This window comes from Chloroflexia bacterium SDU3-3, from assembly GCA_009268125.1.
Lineage (GTDB): Bacteria > Chloroflexota > Chloroflexia > Chloroflexales > Roseiflexaceae > SDU3-3.
In genome coordinates, this window is sequence record WBOU01000023.1 from 69141 (window position 1) to 88452 (window position 19312).

Consider the following 19312-nt stretch of genomic DNA (forward strand, 5'->3'; position numbering starts at 1 on the left):
TTCGCGCCTTCGTGGGAGAATCCGCAGCGCTAGGCCTCCTCGCGTAGGTTCACGCGCAGCAGCTGCGCCCAGTCAAGCTCGGCCCAGTCTAGCTCCTCCTCGATCCGCTGGAACGCGGTATCGCCGATCGTGCCCGACGAGCGCAGCGACATCAGGTGCTGGCGCTGGGCCTGGGTGGCGGTGCGCACTACATAGGCGTCGACGCTATGGGTGCTGCCGTCCGGGGCAGGCGTGGTCTCGACCATCGGCACGCTGCCGTCGACGGCGTACTCGCGCTCGGCGTGGCGCAGCTGGATCTCGTAGCGGTAGCGCGCCAGCTTCGCCGTCTCGGCCCCCGGGCAGCCCGCCGCCGCCGTCACCGCCGCCCGCAGCACCGCGACACGCGCCGAGCGCACCTCGCGCTCGACCTCGCCGTCGTCCTCAAGGTGCAGGCGCAGCATCAGCGGGCGCAGCGTCATACCCTGGATGACCAGCGTGCCCAGCACCACGCCGAACGCGGCCACGATGATCAGGTCGCGGTAGGGGAACGCGCCCTCGCTGCCGGTGGGCAGCGCCAGCGCGGTGGCCAGCGTCACGGTGCCGCGCATGCCGCACCAGCCCACCACCGCCGCGCTGCGGGCGCTCAGCGCCACGGGGTCGCGCCTGCCCGTCAGCTTGACCAGCGAGCGGCTCAGCGCCGCCGCGCCCGTCACCCAGAGGATGCGCGCCACGATCACCGCCGCGCACACCGCCACCGCCACGAGCGTGTACTGCACGCCCAGCTCGGTGGTGGCCCGCGCGGCGATCGACTTGAGCTGGAAGCCGACCAGGATGAAGGCCAGCACGTTCAGCACGAACACCGCCACCTCCCACACCGCCCACGAGGGGATGCGGATGTGCGCGGGCATGATCTCGGGCGAGCGGCGCGACGCCAGCATGGCGAAGACCACCAGGGCGATGATGCCCGAGAGGTGCAGCCGCTCGGCGATCACCCAGACCAGGAAGGTGCCGCCGAACTGGAAGATCACCGAGGTCGCCACATCGCGGATGCGGCTGTGGATGGCCAGCGACAGCGGCGCGAGCACCATGGCCAGCACCACGCTGCCCACCGTCACCACCAGCATGGTCGGCACCACGCTCCACCCCGAGATGAAACCGGTGATCGTGGCGCTGACCGCCAGGCGGTAGATCAGCAGCGCGCTGGCGTCGTTGAACAGGCTCTCGCCCTCCAGGATGACCAGCAGGCGGTGCGGCGGGCGCAGCTGCTTGAGCACCGTGGTGGCCGCCGCCGCGTCGGGCGGGGCCACGATCGCGCCCAGCGCGATCGCCGCGCCCCAGGGCATGTCGGGCACCAGCAGCTTGGTCACCCACGCGGTGAGCCCGATGGTCAGGATGACCGCGCCGAGCGCCAGGCTGGCCACCGGCCGCCAGTTCGCGCGCAGGTCGCGCGGCGAGGCGTCGAAGGCCGCGTCGCTGAGCACGGGCGCGACAAACAGCGCCAGCGCTAGCTCGGGGTCTAGCTCTAGCGTGGGTACGCCGGGGATGAGCGCGAGCACCGCGCCAGCCAGCGCCACCAGCGCGGGGTAGGGCGCGCCCATCCGACGGGCCACCGCCGCCAGCACAGCCCCGCCCAGCAGCAGCGCGATAATTACCTCAAATACTTCCATGGTTGCTCCTGTTCTGTGCTGTTGTCGGCGTCTTGCGCTCTTCGCGATTCTACCCGATGTAGCAAGGTATCTTTTTCCACGCGCCGTTTGTCTCGCGCGCCTCCCACGTTCGCCTCTCGTGTCTTCGCGCCTTCGTGGTATTCGTTTTTTTGTTCCTTGGAGTCTTGGCGTCTTGGTGGTAAAAACGCCCTGCCGAACCAGAACGCATAGACCCGAGAGACAACCCGATAGCCCTATGCAACATTGTTGCATAGGGCTATTATCACATCGGCGGGTGATTCTGCTGAAAGGTACGCTAGTCCATCATATCACTGGTGTCCAACGATCCTGTGCGGCACGTACGGCTCTTCGAGGTAGGCCACCTGCTCGGCGCTCAGCGCCACATCCAGCGCGCCCACGGCGGCATCCAGATGCTCGATCTTGGTGGCCCCGATGATCGGCGCGGCCACCGGCTGCTTCTGCAGCAGCCAGGCCAGGGCCACGTGCACGCGGGCCACGCCCAGCTGCTCGGCCACCTCGGCCACACGCTGCACGATCTGGCGGTCGGTGTCGGCGGTGGTGTCGTACTTGGCCTTGGCGGTCTGGTCGGTGGCGGCGCGCAGGGTCTGGCCATCCCAGTCGCGGGTCAGCCGCCCCGCCGCCAGCGGGCTGTAGGGGATCGCGCCGATCTTCTCCTCGCGGCAGAGCGGCAGCATCTCGCGCTCCTCCTCGCGGTAGATCAGGTTCAGGTGGTTCTGCATCGAGACAAAGCGCGCCCAGCTGTGCTGCTCGGCCACATGCAGCGCCTTCTGGAACTGCCAGGCCCACATGGCCGACGCGCCGATGTAGCGGGCCTTACCGGCGCGCACCACATCGTTCAGCGCCTCCATGGTCTCCTCGATTGGCGTCTGGTAGTCCCAGCGGTGGATCTGGTAGAGGTCGACGTAGTCGGTGCCCAGCCGCCGCAGGCTGTTGTCGATCTCGGCCAGGATGGCGCGGCGCGAGAGCCCGCCGCCGTTTGGCCCCTCGCGCATTCTGCCGTGCACCTTGGTGGCCAGCACCACATCCTCGCGCCGCGCGAAGTCCTTGAGTGCCTTCCCCACGATCTCCTCGCTCCTGCCGATCGAGTAGACATTGGCGGTGTCGAAGAAGTTGATGCCGATCTCAAGCGCGTGCTTGATCACGGGGCGGCTCTGCTCCTCGTCGAGCACCCATTTGTGCACCCAGCGCTCGGCGTCGCCAAAGCCCATGCAGCCCAGGCAGATGCGCGAGACTTCCATGCCGGTGTTGCCAAGCCGTGTGTACTGCATACCCATCCTCGTGTGCTGAAGTGGGGCGGGCGAGGCCACGGTGGCCCGCCCGCCGTGTGTCTAGCGGTCGATCATGGCGTTCATGGCCGCGCCGTAGCGCGGGCCGGAGACTTTGCCGGGGGCGAGCGCCGCATCCAGCGTGGCCAGCTGGTCGGCGTCCAGCGCGATCTGGGCGGCGGCCACGTTCTCCTCCAGGTACTTCACGCGCTTGGTGCCGGGGATGGGCGCGATATCGTCGCCCTTGTGCAGCAGCCAGGCCAGCGCCACCTGCCCGGGCTTCGCGCCGATGGCGGCGGCCAGCTCGCGCACCGTCTCCGCCGCGCGCATGTTGGCGTCGAAGTTCGCGCCCTGGTAGCGCGGGTCGTTGCGCCGGAAGTCGCCCTCGGGGTAGTCCTCGGCCCGCTGCACCGCGCCGGTCAGGAAGCCGCGCCCCAGCGGCGAGAACGGCACCAGGCCGATGCCCAGCTCGCGCAGCGTGGGGATGATCTCCTCCTCTAGGTTGCGCTCCCACAGCGAGTACTCGCTCTGCAGCGCCGAGACCGGGAAGGTGGCGTGGGCGCGGCGGATGTTGGCCACGCCCGCCTCGGAGAGGCCAAAGAACCGCACCTTGCCCTCCTGCACCAGCTGGCCCACGGTGCCTGCCACCTCCTCGATCGGCACGGCGGGGTCGACACGGTGCTGGTAGAGCAGGTCGATGTGGTCGGTCTGCAGCCGCCGCAGCGAGGCCTCCACCACCTCGCGGATGTGCTCGGGGCGGCTATCCACCCCCGATATCCCGCCCTGGCCCAGCCGGAAGCCGAACTTGGTGGCTAGCGTCACCTGCTCGCGCCTGCCCTTCAGGGCGCGGCCCAGCAGCTCCTCGTTGGCGAACGGCCCGTAGGCCTCGGCGGTGTCCAGGAAGGTGCAGCCCAGCTCGATGGCGCGGTACAGCGTCGCGATCGACTCGCGCTCGTCGCGATCCTCGGCGGTGCCGTACGACTGGCTCATGCCCATGCAGCCCAGGCCAAGCGCCGAGACCTCAAGGCCCTGCGTGCCGAGCTTGCGTTTCTGAAGGCTCATTGGTGTCCTCCGTTGTTCTTTCTGCTGCTACTCGAAGCTGGCGGTGTCGGGGTTGGGGCCGAGCCGCACGCCCGTATCCAGCGCCGAGATTGCGGCCACCTCGTCGGGGGCCAGCGTGAAGTCGAAGATCTCGCTATTCTCTTTGATCCGGCCTGGGTTGGAGGATTTGGGGATGACCACCAGCCCAAGCTGGGTGTGCCAGCGCAGCACGATCTGCGCGGGCGACTTGCCGTACTTCTTGCCCAGGTCGGCCAGCAGCGGCAGCGCCAGCAGGCTGTCTTTGTTGCGCTGCCCGCCCAGCGGGTACCACGACTCGATCGTGATGCCGTGCTGGCTGGCGTATTTTCGCACATCCGGCTGGTTGAAGGTCGGGTGCAGCTCGATCTGCAGCGCGGCGGGCGTGATCTCGGCCTGGGCCAGCAGCTGGTCGATCTGCGCGGGGGTGAAGTTGCTCAGGCCGATAGCCCTGGCGCGGCCCTCTTTGGCGATCCGCTCCAGCGCCCGCCAGGTCTCGCCCGCCAGCCCCTTCATCGGCAGCGGCCAGTGGATGAGGTAGAGGTCGACATAGTCGAGGCCCAGCTTGCGCAGGCTTTCGTCGAAGGCCCGCAGGGTCTTGTCGTAGCCGTGGTGGGCGTTCCAGAGCTTGGTAGTGACGAAGATCTCGTCGCGCGGGATGCCGCTGGCACGTACCGCCTGGCCCACGCCCTCTTCATTTTGGTAGGCCGCCGCTGTGTCGATCAGGCGGTAGCCCAGCTCAAGCGCGGCGGCGACGGTGGCGGCGGTCTCGTTGTCGGGCACAAGGTAGACACCCAGGCCAAGCTGCGGCATGGTTACGCCGTTGTTCAGCTGTACCGATGGGATATTGGCCATTCTACTTGCTCCTTCTGGCTGCGGCGTGTGCCGCAGCTGCTCTACGCGGTGCGCGCCGCTGGCATCGCTAGGTATCCGATAGGCGGCGGACGGCTTCTATTATAGAAGCGATGCCGCCGCCGCGCTATGCGGATAGTCTAGGCTTCTTGCACGATCTTCCAGCGGCGCTGCGCTAGGGCTGGAAGAGCTGCTTGGCCACCATGATGGCCGACATCGCCCTGGGCCACCCGGCGTAGAAGGCCAGGTGGGTGATCGCCTCCACCAGCTCATCCTCGGCGAGGCCGTTCTCGCGGGCCTTGGCCAGGTGGAAGGGCAGCTGCTCGGCGTTGCCGCCCGCCACCAGCGCGGCCACGGTGATCAGGCTGCGGTCGCGCGGCGAGAGCTGCTGGCGCTCCCACACATCGTCGAACAGCACCTTGTCGCTTAGCTCCGCCAGCTTGGGCGCGAAGTCACCCAGCATCTTCTGTGCCGATGATGATTTTTTGGTTGACATATGCCCCCCTTGATGTTCTAGAACGCGATCATGACCTTGATCGCCTCGCGGTCGTTCATGGCGCGGTAGCCGTCGGGCACGCCGTCTAGGTTGGTCACGCGGTCGAACACGCGGCCCGGCTGGATCCTGCCCTCCAGCACGTCGGGCAGCAGCTCCTCCATGTAGGCGCGCACCGGCGCGGGGCCGCCAGCGATGGTCACGTTCTTGAAGAAGGCGGGCTGCGATGCGGGGATCTCCTGCTCCTGGGGCACGCCCACGCGGCCCACCGCCCCGCCGGGGCGGGCGATCTGCAGCGCGGTCTCCATCGATGCGCCGTGGCCCACGCACTCAAGCACGGCGTGCGCGCCCAGCCCTCCGGTCAGCTTCAGCACCTGCTCCACCGCCGCCGCGCCGCGCTCGCTCACCACATCGGTCGCGCCGAACTCGCGGGCCAGCGCGATGCGGTCGGCGTGCCGCCCCAGCAGGATGATCTGCTCGGCACCCAGGCGCTTGGCCGCGATCACGCCGCACAGGCCTACCGCGCCGTCGCCCACCACCGCTGCAATTTTGCCGGGGGCCACCTTTGCGGCCACGGCGGCGTGATGCCCGGTGCCCATCACATCCGAAAGGGTGAGCAGCGAAGGCATCAGGGCGTCGTCGGGGCCGACCGGCAGCGCCACCAGCGTGCCATCGGCCTGGGGCACCCGCACGGCCTCGCCCTGCCCGCCGCCGATGTCGGCACCGCCCCACCATCCGCCGTGCAGGCACGAGGTGTGCAGCCCGCTCTGGCAGAAGATGCAAGTGCCATCCGACCACGCGAAGGGCGCGACCACTAGCTGGCCCGGCTTTACGGTGCGCACGTCGCGGCCCACCGCCTCGACAACGCCGATAAACTCGTGGCCCATCTGGGCACCCTGCTCGCTGCGCTCCATGTTCTTGTAGGGCCACAGGTCGCTGCCGCAGATGCAGGCGCGGGTGATCCGCACCAGCGCGTCGGTCGGCGCAGTGATAGACACATCGGCTACATGGGCGATGCGCACGTCGCCAGCGCCATACATAACGGTTGCTCGCATGAGAATGGTTCCTTTTTGATAGAAGTGTTGCTTGATTGGTATCGGGCGCTCTAGCGCCGCTGCGGCCCTGTCTTGATGATGGTGGGGGCGCAGCGGTCGAAGATTTGGCTCGTCTTGAGGCTGACTGCGCCGCTCGACCTCTAGAATCTTTCCCTCGACCTCTAGAACCTTCCCCTCGACCTCTAGAATCTGCGCGACTATTGCGCGGATGGCTGGGGAAGAAGAACAGCGCCACGCTCCAGCGCGATCACGAGCGCGGCATGATCTGCAGCGTGGTGGCGCGCACGGCGGGTGTCGTCATCGCATCGATGTATTGCGGGCCATAGCGGCGATACTTGCCGCGGTAGGCCTCATCGACCAGATCGTTGATCTGCGGGTCGGACACTTCCACAAAGGTCGCCGCATGCTGCTGGCCGCCCGCCCAGATCTTGCCCTGGTGGCGCACTTTCGCGCCGCGAAACCACGCCGCGCCCTCGCCCTTGTACGAGCGCACATACAGCCCATCCTTGGCGCGCACCACCCAGATAATCACCGGCTTGCGCAGCGTGCCATCGCCGCGCTCCCCGGCGATCTCGATCTCCACCGCCGCGCCGATCTGCTGCAGATCATCGAGTGTCCACTGGCTGCCCATGGTCTATCCTCCCCGCGCAGCTGCGCGCCGCGCTTATCTATTCCTCTAGGGCTGGGCTGGCTGTCTACAGGCAGCTCCTCGCTCCAATGCCTAGTATAGAGCTATGGCAAAAGCAGCGGTATAATAAAAGTCTAGGGTTGTTGTATATTTCTGTAGAGTTGGGCAGGAGCGATGGCAAGCACGATGGAAGCGATGGCATGGAAGAGGAGCGAGTACGAGGCGCAGCGGGCCGAGGCCACCCGCCAGGAGCTGGCCGAGCGGATCGCCTGGGCCGTGCGCGAGGATGGCGTGGCCGAGCCGCTGCCCTGGCTGCGCCTGCGCCGCGCCGACGCCCCCACCGAGCTGGGGCACGGCGTCTCCGCCCCCTCGTTCTGCGTGATCGCGCAGGGCAGCAAGGAGATCCTGCTGGGCGAGAAGCGCTACCGCTACGACCCGGCCCACTACCTGATTACCACCGCCTCGCTGCCGATCGCCAGCCGCATCTCCGAGGCCAGCCGCGAGCAGCCCTTCCTCAACATGGTCTTCCACCTGGATGTGCCCCAGATCAGCGCCGTGATGGCCGAGGCGGGCCACATGCTGGAGCGCGGCTGCCCGGCGGTGACGGCCATCGACGTGAGCGCGCTGGATATGGGCCTGCTGGATGCGGCGGCGCGCCTGATGCGCCTGCTGGAGAACCCCACCGAGTCGCGGCTGCTGGCCCCGCTGGTGCTGCGCGAGATCCTCTACCGCCTGCTGATGGGCGAGCAGCGCGAGCGGCTGGGCCAGATCGTGGCGCAGGGCGGCGCGGGCCAGCGCATCGCCGCCGTGGTCGACCGGCTGCGGCGTGAGTTCGACCAGCCCCTGCGCATCGACGAGCTGGCCCGCGACCACGGCATGAGTGTCTCGGGCTTCCACCACCACTTCCGCGCCTTCACCGCCATGAGCCCGCTGCAGTTCCAGAAGCAGCTGCGCCTGCAGGAGGCCCGCCGCCTGATGCTGAGCGAGGGCCTGGATGCCGCCAGCGCCGGGTTCCGCGTGGGCTACAGCAACGCCTCGCACTTCACGCGCGAGTACAAGCGGCTGTTCGGCGCGCCGCCGCTGCGCGATGTTGAGCACCTGCGCGACGCCAGCGGCCAGCGCGCGGTGGCCCAGGGCGCGGTGTAGCGGTATACTACCCCCGTGGGGCGCTGCGGCCCCCAGCCACAATGGTATCTTCCGCACTGTTGCGCGAGAGGAAATGATGTCTGACCAATCAACCACCCACCAGCAGGCCGCGCTCTCGCTGCGGCGGCTGTGGCCGCGCCTGGATGCCCGCTGGCGCGACCAGACCACCCCCGAGGACTGGGCCGCCTTCGAGGCGCGGCTGCGGCGCGAGTGGGATGGCCTGTTCAGCCTGCTGCTGCCGATCTACGGCGGCCACTACGACTTCTTCTACCACCTAGAGGAGCTGATCTCCGCCGCCGCCGCCAGCTGGCTGGCCCGCCCCGAGTGGCTGAAGCAGCTGGACGCGCGGCGCGAGGCCGAGCCGGTCTGGTTTCAGTCGCAGCAGATGCTGGGCGGCGTGTGCTACGTCGACCTGTTCGCGGGCGACCTGTCGCGGCTGCGCCAGCACCTGCCCTACTTTCAGTCGCTGGGCCTCACCTACCTGCACCTGATGCCGCTGTTCGAGGCCCCCGATGGCAACAGCGACGGCGGCTACGCCGTGAGCAGCTACCGCCACGTCAACCCCGCGCTGGGCAGCATGGCCGAGCTGGCCGAGCTGGCCCGGGCCTTCCACGCCCACGGCATCAGCCTGGTGCTCGACTTCGTGTTCAACCATACCTCCGACGAGCACGAGTGGGCTAGGCGCGCCCAGGCTGGCGACCCCGAGTATGCCCAGTTCTACTGGGTGTTTGCCGACCGCGCCACGCCCGATGCCTACGAGCGCACCCTGCGCGAGATCTTCCCCAGCGTGCGGCGCGGCAGCTTCACCTGGCGGGCCGACATGCAGGCCTGGGTCTGGACCACCTTCAATAGCTTCCAGTGGGATCTGAACTACGCCAACCCCGCTGTGTTCCGCGCCATGGCGGGCGAGATGCTGGCCATCGCCAACGTGGGCGTCGAGTTCCTGCGGCTGGATGCGGTGGCCTTTATCTGGAAGCGCATGGGCACCAGCTGCGAGAACCAGCCCGAGGCCCACGCGCTCATCCGGGCCTTCAACGCGCTGGCCCGCATCGCCGCGCCCGCCATGCAGTTCAAATCCGAGGCCATCGTCCACCCCGACGATGTGCTGAGCTACATCAGCCCGAGAGAGTGCCAGATCTCGTACAACCCGCTGCTGATGGCGCTGCTGTGGGAGGCGCTGGCCACCCGCGAGGTGAAGCTGCTCGACCACTCGATGCGCACGCGCTTCGCCCTGCCGGATGGCTGTGCCTGGGTCAACTACCTGCGCTCCCACGACGACATCGGCTGGACGTTTGACGACGGCGATGCCCGCTGGGAGTGGATCGACCCCGACGGCCACCGCCGCTTCCTCAACCAGTTCTACATCGGGCGCTTCCCCGGCAGCTTTGCGCGCGGCGTGCCGTTTCAGGAAAACCCCGACACCGGCGACGCCCGCGTCTCGGGCACGCTGGCCTCGCTGGCCGGGCTGGAGCAGGCCGTGCGCGGCGGCGACGCCCGCCAGATCGATCTGGCTGTGGGGCGTATCCTGATGCTGCACAGCATTATCCTCAGCATCGGCGGCATCCCGCTGATCTACCTGGGCGACGAGCTGGGCCAGCTGAATGACTACCGCTACGCCGATGAACCGGCCAAGGCCGATGACAGCCGCTGGGTGCACCGCCCGCCCATGGACTGGGCTTGGAGCGCCGATGTACGCGCCCACCCCGAGACGCCCCACGGGCGGATCTACGCCGGGCTGGTGCGGCTCATCCAGCTGCGCAAGTCGCTGCCTGCGCTGGCGGGCAGCGCGGTGGAGATCGTGGAGACCGGCAACCCGCACGTGTTCGGCTATGTGCGCGCGGGCGCGGGGCAGCGCGTGCTGGTGCTGGCCAGCTTCAGCGAGCTGCCGCAGGCCGTGGGTGCCGACCTGGTGCGCATGTACAGCCTGGCCGCGCACCTGACCGACCTGGTGGGCGGCGGCGAGCATACCACCGCCGCGCCGCTGCAGCTTGCGCCCTACCAGAGCGTGTGGCTGGTGGTGGGGAAGGAGGGACCGTTGTCGTTGGGTGACATAAAATAGCCTTTCTGTAGAAGCTATTGCTGCCGCAGCGATGACCGTCGCTTCCATCCGGTCGAATAGCGCCTACCAACCAGCAACACGGCGCGCTTCCTAGGAAGCGCGCCGATATCTCTTTTTATATACGGGTTTACCCAGCGTCCAAAGATACCTGTTTACTCCTTGCTAGAGGCTAGCGATGCAACATATAGTGGTGTGCTAGCAATCAATACAGCATATGTGCGCTGGTAGCGGTAAGGCCACCTGTATGCGGCCCCCATGCGTCAGGGATGGCAGCACAATCACTTGCGCGAAGTGCACACCCTATGGTATGATGGCGCACCGCAGGGGCCGCTAGCTCAATGGCAGAGCACGTCGCTCATAACGATAGGGTTGCAGGTTCGAATCCTGCGCGGCCCACCACCTCTGATCTTCCCCTGGGTTTGTTGTGTTGTGTTCCATAATTTCTGAGAGACTGTATCATAGTTTCTGAGAGACTCTGTATCATAATTTCTGAGAGACTTTTTGAAACAAAGGGTTTTCCGTAGGCTTTCTTAGATTGCGTCTCGGTGCGGTAAGGAGGCTATTGTGTGGGTTTCTCTATAGGTCTAAACCTAACAATTTCACCGTTTCCATAGGGACTGTACTTTGTCGACTACCTCGTGTGTGATGATTCTCTTCTGCTCTCCGCGTATTGGCCCCAGCACATAGTCGAGCTTCTGAACCAGCTGCTCAACAAGCCACCAATTGAGATCGGTCCAGCGGCCAAAGGTAATCAGTGTTTGGCGTGGGTCGACATCTGGGGCGAATGTGGCCTGTAGATGCTCCTGGATGATTTTCATGAGCACTAGGCCGCATTCTCTCACAGACATCAGATCAATCGTCAGATGATCAGGCCACGCGGTTCGTGTCTCTGGAGAGCGATTGAGCAGCGCGCTGAAGCGACTGTCTTCGATTTTCTCTGGCTCGACACGGGCGCATAGGACGAGTCCACAGGTTGGCTTGTAGGTATAGCCGCGCCGAACAACACGGCGCAGGTGAAGCAGCGCGGTCAGGGTTTCATCATCCAGCACTTCGGCGCTCGTGATGACAATCGCCTGGGGCTGGACCTCAGCAAATAGCGGGGCGATTTCTTCATGGAGCAGCGAGGCGATCTGCCGTTTGCTGTAGAGCGAGCGCGGCTTGCCTGAGCGATGCGGGATGCGCTGCTCGGTCAAAAGGCAGTTCAGCTCTTGGAGGGCAACAAAAAGCTGGGTGAGCACGACGCTCAGGATCGGGATGCCACTCGTGCCCAACGACTGCGCACGGATAAAGATTATCTCTTCAGGCTGCACGGTGGTGGGGCCAACCATGCGCTGATCAGCGCACGCTGCTTGCCACCACCAGTGGAGGAAACGGGTTTTCCCCGAGCCTGATGCGCCGACGATGGGCACGATAGCACACTCAAGGACCGCAGTGTTGAGTAGCCGCGCACGCTCCTGGTGGTGCGGCAAGACAACAAACGCATCGCGTAGCGGGCTGTGCACCGACATACCTGCTCCTATGAGCCTGCCTCTCTCAAAAGATCGTCGAAGGTCGGCATGCTCTCCCAGTCTACTCCCGTATCTTTTGGTGGAGTCGATTTTGCTGATGGTCGTGCCCCCGCTGTTTTACGGCGCGGCTTCCGCTTCCCTGCAACCTCTTCACTCGATGGGGGGATGACGGGCTTGACCAAAGGTTCCTCCGGTGTGGCGACTTCTTCGGGGAGCAACGGCTCCTTGGTATGCACATCCTTCATCAGTTCGCTTGGATCGAAGCTCTTGATAAATGGGAGAAGCTGTTCAGGTCTACTATCACCCTCCTCTTCCGCACGATTCTGCACCCACTGAAGCATCTGGTTATAGGTGGCCTCGTCAAATCTTTGGCTTCCGGAGGGAACCAACTCACACCAGTAGGGGTTATCTGGATCAAGGCATATCTGTGCCTTCCACCCTTTATCTTCTGGTGTGCGGTACAAGGGTTCATCCAGCTTGATTGCTCGCATTGGGATGTGTTCGCGGCGTGTCAGTGCGAGCATCCATTGGAACATATCTTCGTTGGAGTCAATACGTGGCTCATACAGATCATTATCGATTCGGCATCCTGTCTTTGAGATAGCTACATCTTTATTCATTGACTCCGGAACCAGATGGAGCATGCGGCGAACGGGTGGGGCCGGCATTGCCTCGGTTTCCGTCCATAGCTCTGCACGGGTCTTTGTGCCGTTCTTTCGTGGTGGCTGCTGATTGAAGCGCTCAACCTCGGTTTGAATGTAGGCGCATAAGCGTTCAAACGTATACATCTCCGGATCTCGCTTTGCTGCCTGGATGGCATTAAACCCACCCTTCTCATCAACAAAGCTGGGAAGATCTTTGAGCAGTGCATCAAAGAGGGCAAGAAGGCGCTCGATTTTTCCTCGCCCCTGTGGTCGGCCAGGAATACTATTGGTGAGGGTCGTCATCCTCTCGAACTCTTCTGACAGATCCTCAAGCAGCTCTCTGAGCGTCATGAATTGTGAGCCATGGTCGGTGTAGACATACTCGGGTCGCACCTGTGCATAATACATAGCACTCGCAAGCAAGACGCCTACATCCTTTTTGGTGAAATCAGCCCGTTTCGGAAAACCTTCCTCATCGCGAATTATCCGGGGATAAATACCAGCCCGAACAATGTATTGAGAGTAATCATCCATAATCAATAGCAAAGTAACGGTGCATACCAATCCTTTATAGCGAACATAGATCGGCAGTGGGCGACCATCTATTTGCCATCGGATATTGGGCCGTCTAACATTATTGGGCAAGGTTGGCATCAGATGTTCTTCGAGATATTTCTTCCCAAATCGCGCACGGGCGACGACAATAGGATCTGCTATATTCAGCCGATGAAGATAGCGGCGAGTTGATTGGAGTGATTTGGTGAACCCTGTAAACTTTGTCAAAATGTGATGGATAAAAGAAACGGTTGATTTTTTATTTAGGGTTACTACATGGCCATCGTGACCACGCGAATGCTGCTTTCGATTGAGATAGAAGTAGCATATTATAGCTTCTTGCTCTAGGGACATGCGTGAGCCAGGGATCGGGCCACGTTTTGACTCTATAAATACGGTTATGTTCTGCTCACGCTCATACTTCTTTCTCCAACGATCTATGGTAGAAACGGAAACTCCGAGCGTATTTGCCGCCTCTTGTCTCAATCCAGAGCCATATAAGCTTCCATGTTCTGCCATCTCTGTAATGAGTTGCTTTATGACGGCTTCACGACGACGAAGCTCTTTCTCTGTCAGCCCTTGTGCTTTTAACCGGTTCTTCTGTTCTTTCGTCAGGGCATCAAGATCTTTGACCTTTCGACCTCGCTCCATCCTTGTGAGAACAGGCGGTGTTGTTCCATAGTTCTGCGTTGTCTCAATTACATCACTCATACCCATGCTCCTTGTGACGAATGAGCGGCAGATAGCGCACCGCATCAGCACGCTCGATGAAGAGGCCTCTCGCCCGGCCCCATAGGGCTGGCTGCATTCGTATGGATACCGGCTCCCCTGGCTCGATGGCCGCATCGCTGGCCCCGTAGGTGCGCCGCTCCCACGCGACCCCGTTGCGGATGGTGGTTGTCTGGCCAACGGCGGGGAGCAGCCACCCAGCGGCGGCAGTGGTATGCCCAGGCAGATCCACCCCGTGCGTGCGGAATCGCGGCGGGGCCTGCTTGACCTGGTGGGCGTCGAAGCAGGTGGTCGCGACCCACGTGCGGATATCCTGGGTCGCCTGGAGGATGGTGGCGTGTGGCGGCGGGGCGCGGTAGCGCCCGGCAACCAGTGGCGGCTGGTAGTGCCGCTGGAGCGCGTGGATAATCTGCCTGATTGCCGGAAAATCGCGTAGGTGCGTCTCTAGCGCGGTGAGCGGATGGAGGCCCGCAAGCAGCAGGTGTGTGGCCCGTTGAAGCACAGGGGCCTCATGGAAGGGCGGCGGGACATGGATGTGCTCGGGGATGCCACGCAGCGGCCAGTGCCGCGTGGCGGGGTGGAAGATGGCCGCATACAGCGCGAGACCAATGTCCAATGCCGTCACCGCCTGGTCGGTCACCCAGAGGTCGACCGGGGTTGCGCCGCCCTGGTCGATGACTATGAGGGCGGTGCAGGTGGCACCCAGCGGGCGCTGGCTGGGGTCGACCAGCTGGATGGGCAAGTCCAGCGGGATGACGAGCCAGTGCTCGTGGAGGCGGTCCACGCCCATCAGCTTGAGCGCGCGGCGCTGCGGGACACCGACGAGCCGTGGGATATTGCCGCTGTTGTAGTAGTGATCTTTGGGGAAGTGCTGGAACAGTATAGTGATGATGTGCTTGGGCAGTCGGGGGAGGTTGTGTGCCTGCGTGTCATGGTTGACCTGGGCGGTGAGCGCCGCCATTGAGACGGTATCTTCGACACGCCCGATCTTCAGCATCCAGAGGTAGTTCCAGATCTCCTGATGGACGAGGTTCGCCCACTGCTGTTTGGGGATGAGACCAATCAGCCCGGAGATGACGAGGTTCCGAAACAGCCCATAGGCGGTGCGGGTCGGCATTCCCCAGCGCTGGGCGATCTCCTGAAAGAAGGCATCGGGCGGCTTGCGGTGCTGCAGCCGTCGACGATAGCGGCTGGATGGTCCATCTTCTATCAGGCGGCGGAATGAGATGCCAGCCTGGCACTGGCGATTGGCCTCGACACATGCCCGCAGCCGCTCGATCACGACGGCCTGCGCTGTCTCGGGCATCCAGTCGATCACGGCGCGCGCCCGCTTGTGGAGATGACTCCACGAATAGTCGGCGTCCGGCAGATCCTGCTCCTGTCGACGCCAGCCGATCAGCCCCGGTAGCCCGTGCTGGAGCAGGATATCAAGGAGGATCGATGCCTGATCCTCGGTGCAGGGACGGTTCTGCGCCAGCGCGGCAACATACGCCGCACGTATGGGTGTAATCTGCTCCTGAAACCGACGGCGGGCGGGTGAACCGGGTGGCTGATGTATGATGCTCTCGTCGGCCAGGATGCTGTGTCCCTCCTGCCGGATTGCTCCGGTCTCGGTGAGCTGATAGCCGTCCAGCGTGCGAAGCAGGGCGACGACATCAACGCGCACACGAGCGGCCAGATCCCGTGGGTCATCAGCATCTTGAGAAAGCGTCTGGCACTCGCGCGCAACGCGCAGCAGCGCGCTGGCGTAGGGGTAGGACGATGCGGTCAGCAGGCCCACATCGCCCCAGGCACACCAGGCGCATGCAAGATCGCATGCCTGGCTTGCCGCGACGATGGCTGTGGTACTCAAAACATGGGCGATGTGTGGAGCACCCGCCGGGTCGCGCAGCAGGTGGCGCTGGACAAAGCCTTCGGCCCATTTGGTCTTGTAAGGTGTGCTAGTCAGCACGGCGGCAAATTGGGCCTTCACCCGCGCCATGGCGGCAGCGTTGCGGCCACGATCCCCCGTCGGCTTACCGAAGGAGGGGTGAAAGGTCCCCACCTTCCAGAAACGGTAGAGCTGCTGCTCCTGCACCATGGTCACGAAACCAAGGTCGTGGGCGAGGGTCTGGAAGTCTTTCTCAGGCGCTTCTTTCGGTGCGGTGGTCGCCGTATAGCGCTGTTCCTGAACGGCGCTGACCTGCTCGTAGAGCGCCGCACGCAGAACATCGTCGGCAGTCGCCTCGGTGTAGGGCAGTCCCTGCGCACGCAGCCGCTGGATGGCGTATGCCCGCAGCGTCGCGCGGCGCGGCATGATGATCTCCAGCGCCTCGCGATCAAAGCCGTCTGCTGAGAAGAAGGGACCTTCCATCATCGCAGCCTGACCTACTATCGTTCCCAGGGACACAGAATGATCGAGAGTCTAGCATAGCACTTGGCATGTTTCAAGGGGTAATATGCCCGTCTCTCAGGTTACAGCGTCGGGCGGGGATGTGGTGATGTGAGCATATTCCCTCGATGTTATGCGCACGCTACTAAACCGCAGAGAACTGTTATTCTCTGCGGTTTATGCTATACTCATCCTATGACATGTGGAACGAAGTGATGATCCGAACGGGAGATCGGCCTGCCGCCCTCATTTCATATCTGCCCAGAATAACCGCTGAGAATATGGGACACCACCACAATGGCTGAATCAACCGACGAGTTCCTGGCCGCCTGGCGATACGCGCTGGCGGATGCCGACCAGGCGGCGCTGACCTGCCGCCGCTATCTGGCGGCGGTTCGCGCCTTTATCAGCTGGTTCGAGCGGGAGAACCACGAGCCATTCACGCTCCAGCGGCTGACCCCGATTGACCTGACCGGCTACCGCACCTGGCTCCAGCAGCGTCACGCGGTCAGCACGGTGAATGTCCATATCGGCGCGCTCCGCTCGTTGTGCACCTGGCTGCACGAGACTGGACGCGTGCCGCAGAACCCCGCGCAGCGCCTCAAGAGTGTGGCCAGCGCCGCGCCGCTCGCCCCCAAGGCCCTGACGGCTCTACAGGTCAATGCGCTGCTCCGCGAGGCCCAGCAGACTCGCCATGGCCTCCGCGACTATGCCATTGTGCAGGTGCTGGTGCAGACCGGGCTTCGCATCAGCGAGTGCGCCGCCCTGCGCGTGGGCGATGTCAAGATGAGCGAGCGCCACGGCACGCTCACCATCCGTATGGGCAAAGGCAACAAGGTTCGCACGGTGCCGCTCAATGCCTCCGCGCGGCGGGCGCTCCTCGACTACGTGGCCGAGCGGTGGGGCTGGGAGGCGGACTGGACGCAGCTTCCAAGCACGTGGGCAGCGCTGGACCCCACCAGAGCGCTGTGGCACAGCCAGAAGCACCCCACACTGAGCGTCCGCGCCATGAGCGAGCTGGTCGAGCATGTGGTGGCGCGCTGCACCCAGCGCGAGCTGGTGCCGCCAGAGACCAGCGCCCATACCCTGCGGCACACCTTCGCCACCGCCTACCTCCGCGACCATCCTGGCGACCTAGTCGGGCTTGCCGCGCTGCTCGGGCACAGCAGCCTGGAGACCACGCGCATCTACGTCCAGCCCACCGCCGCCGATCTGGCGCAGCGGGTGGAGGATCTGCGGCTTAATGCCTATGTGTGATGGGATAAGTTTTTGAGAAAGTGGTAGTGGTATTGAAGTATCCCACCATGCTATACTCGCCCCAACACAACGCCCACTCTCGTTTGGATAGTTGAGGAGCGGGCAGTGCGGTATTATTCTGTCGTGAACAGCTTTGTACGCGGGGTATCCCCTGCGGCGAGTGAACGCGTATGGCGAAGACCTCCTCAACCCCTTCTAATCACCAAATCCGCATGATCATTGGGATTATTGTCGCAAATGCTCTTTTATGGCTAGGGGCAGTTTCCACCAACATTGCCACTAGCTTACTGCATGATGCCTGGAAGCCATATCTGTGGCTGGCATGGCCTGTATCGATCCTAGTAACCATAGTAACAATTATCATCGCTGTGCGGAGCAACGTGGTAGGGAACAATGAACATGTCGATCCTGCAACCTTGAATCGCTCTGCGTTGCTGGGGCGAGTGCGGCAGCAATGGGTCGATGGTATGCTCAAGAAATCATTGTGGAACGAGGCCAAGATAGCGCTTCGCTTTGCACAGGGCACCGCACGACCCTACAACGTGGAACTGCAAGAGCCAGAGCATCCTCCCAAGCTTCTGCCTCAGGGAAAGCAGATCATCGAAGTGTATGATCAGTACCAAGACTTGCTTCTGATCCTAGGCGAACCGGGAGGAGGCAAGACTACGCTGCTGCTGGAGCTAACCGAACAACTGCTTGACCGCGCCGATGCGGATGCCACTCATCCGATACCGGTTGTTTTCAATCTCTCGACTTGGGGCAAGGATAAACAGGCACTAGATGTCTGGATGGTCACCCAACTGCACCACATCTACTACGTGCCACCAAAAATAGGTAAGATCTGGGTGACATCGGGCCAGATCCTGCCGCTGCTGGATGGCCTGGATGAGGTCGATGGTGAGCGGCGGGCCACATGTACCGAGGCCATCAACGCCTATCGAGGAACCCACCCAGGCGCGTGGGCTACGCCGATGGTGGTGTGCTGTCGCAGTGAGGAGTACCGCACGCTTCCTGAGCTTGGGCTTGCGACCGCCATTACAGTGCAGGTGCTGACCCATGGCGAGATCGACGCCTTTCTCAAGGCTAGTGGGCGACCGCTGGCTGGGGTACGGGCTGTGCTGAAAGATGATCCTACTCTCTATGGCATACTCAAAACGCCGCTCCTTCTGAGTATGGTTTCGTTAGCCTTTGCGGATACCTCTGCGAAAGAACTACGGATGGCCACTACACCGGATATGCGCCGCGCCGAGATCTTTGCGGCCTTCATGCGCAGAATGTTCGCACCCCCTCCGCCAGGGAAGGGTGAGGATGCCCGCTACCCACGGCGGCGTATCTTACGTGGGTTACGATGGCTGGCGCAACGGATGAATACAAATAATCAGGCGCTCTACCTGATGGAGTTCATGCAACCGGATTGGGTCGGAAGAGGTTGGAATCAGTGGTTAGTACAGTGGAGTGCAGGCCTGATCTTTGGTCTGATCTTTGGCTTAATCTTCGGCTTAATCTTTGGCCTGGTCTTTGGCCTGGTCTTTGGGTCAAGTGTTGGAGTGATTGGTGGATTAAATGCTAGCACAATAAAACCAATAAATCGATTAAATTGGTCGTGGAAAGCCATTTATGCATCTTGGAAGACAATTTTGCTTTCTGGATTGATGATTATATTAGCTTCTGGATGGATTGGAGGATTAAATATCGGGCTGATTGCAGGAATAATATCTATATTAGGTCTTGGATTACTTAGAGGCTTTGGTGTTGTAACATTAGATACGCATATTATCCCCAATCAAGGCATTCGCTTATCTTTCTGGAATATGCTTATAGGTGGATTAAGCACAGCAGTAATTGCGGGTCTATTATTAGGATTACTTATGAGTTTACTTGTAGGATTTGACTACCGTACAGAAACTATGTGCGGGTTTCGAGGCTGAAAAAGGTACGCGCCCGATCTGGTAAGATTCTTGCGGGAACCGTCTGCCAACGCCCCGAAAGGATCACCCCATGACGGA

13 protein-coding genes and 1 tRNA gene are annotated in these 19312 nt (G+C 62.9%); 5 read left to right on the forward strand and 9 right to left on the reverse strand.

Translation table 11 applies throughout. The features are described 5' to 3' along the window. Nucleotides 1-29: 29 nt before the first annotated feature. From F8S13_25645 to F8S13_25675, 7 genes are all read right to left on the reverse strand, one after another. Nucleotides 30-1646, reverse strand: coding sequence for a sodium:proton antiporter (locus tag F8S13_25645; GenBank protein ID KAB8140061.1), 1617 nt, complete (start codon nt 1644-1646; stop codon nt 30-32). Nucleotides 1647-1954: 308 nt separating this feature from the next. Then, nucleotides 1955-2935 (reverse strand): aldo/keto reductase, encoded by a 981-nt coding sequence (locus F8S13_25650; GenBank protein KAB8140062.1) that lies wholly within the window; start codon nt 2933-2935, stop codon nt 1955-1957. Between the two features lie 60 nt (nt 2936-2995). Beyond that, nucleotides 2996-3994, reverse strand: a complete 999-nt coding sequence (locus tag F8S13_25655; protein KAB8140063.1) for an aldo/keto reductase — start codon at nt 3992-3994, stop codon at nt 2996-2998. A 27-nt stretch (nt 3995-4021) separates the two neighbouring features. Then, on the reverse strand, nt 4022-4864 hold the full coding sequence (locus tag F8S13_25660; protein KAB8140064.1) for an aldo/keto reductase: 843 nt from the start codon (nt 4862-4864) through the stop codon (nt 4022-4024). 172 nt (nt 4865-5036) lie between these two features. Further along, nucleotides 5037-5357 (reverse strand): carboxymuconolactone decarboxylase family protein, encoded by a 321-nt coding sequence (locus tag F8S13_25665; GenBank protein KAB8140065.1) that lies wholly within the window; start codon nt 5355-5357, stop codon nt 5037-5039. Between the two features lie 17 nt (nt 5358-5374). Then, entirely contained in the window at nt 5375-6409 is a 1035-nt protein-coding gene (locus tag F8S13_25670; GenBank protein ID KAB8140066.1) for an alcohol dehydrogenase catalytic domain-containing protein, read from the reverse strand. Nucleotides 6410-6656: 247 nt separating this feature from the next. Further along, the gene (locus F8S13_25675) at nt 6657-7040 is read right to left on the reverse strand and encodes a DUF2255 family protein (protein ID KAB8140067.1); all 384 of its coding nucleotides are present in this window, start codon (nt 7038-7040) and stop codon (nt 6657-6659) included. Between the two features lie 183 nt (nt 7041-7223). Here F8S13_25675 and F8S13_25680 point away from each other — a divergent pair, with 183 nt between their 5' ends. The 3 genes from F8S13_25680 (at nt 7224) to F8S13_25690 (ending at nt 10641) form a co-directional block, all read left to right on the forward strand. Beyond that, complete coding sequence (locus F8S13_25680) at nt 7224-8183, forward strand: AraC family transcriptional regulator (GenBank protein ID KAB8140068.1); 960 nt, start codon at nt 7224-7226, stop codon at nt 8181-8183. Nucleotides 8184-8259: 76 nt separating this feature from the next. Further along, nucleotides 8260-10242: an amylosucrase gene (locus F8S13_25685; GenBank protein KAB8140069.1), complete on the forward strand. Its 1983-nt coding sequence runs from the start codon at nt 8260-8262 to the stop codon at nt 10240-10242. Between the two features lie 324 nt (nt 10243-10566). Next, nucleotides 10567-10641: transfer RNA gene (locus tag F8S13_25690), tRNA-Ile, on the forward strand. A gap of 200 nt (nt 10642-10841) precedes the next feature. On the opposite strand, the gene F8S13_25695 is transcribed toward F8S13_25690, so the two are convergent. Next, a complete protein-coding gene (locus tag F8S13_25695; GenBank protein KAB8140070.1) occupies nt 10842-11750 on the reverse strand; it encodes a hypothetical protein in 909 nt (302 codons plus the stop codon). A gap of 8 nt (nt 11751-11758) precedes the next feature. Next, the gene (locus F8S13_25700) at nt 11759-13795 is read right to left on the reverse strand and encodes a transposase (protein KAB8140071.1); all 2037 of its coding nucleotides are present in this window, start codon (nt 13793-13795) and stop codon (nt 11759-11761) included. 2551 nt (nt 13796-16346) lie between these two features. Here F8S13_25700 and F8S13_25705 point away from each other — a divergent pair. Both F8S13_25705 and F8S13_25710 read left to right on the forward strand, forming a co-directional pair. Next, nucleotides 16347-17306, forward strand: coding sequence for a tyrosine-type recombinase/integrase (locus F8S13_25705; GenBank protein ID KAB8140072.1), 960 nt, complete (start codon nt 16347-16349; stop codon nt 17304-17306). Nucleotides 17307-17476: 170 nt separating this feature from the next. Beyond that, a complete protein-coding gene (locus F8S13_25710) occupies nt 17477-19234 on the forward strand; it encodes an NACHT domain-containing protein (GenBank protein ID KAB8140073.1) in 1758 nt (585 codons plus the stop codon). Nucleotides 19235-19312: the final 78 nt, after the last annotated feature.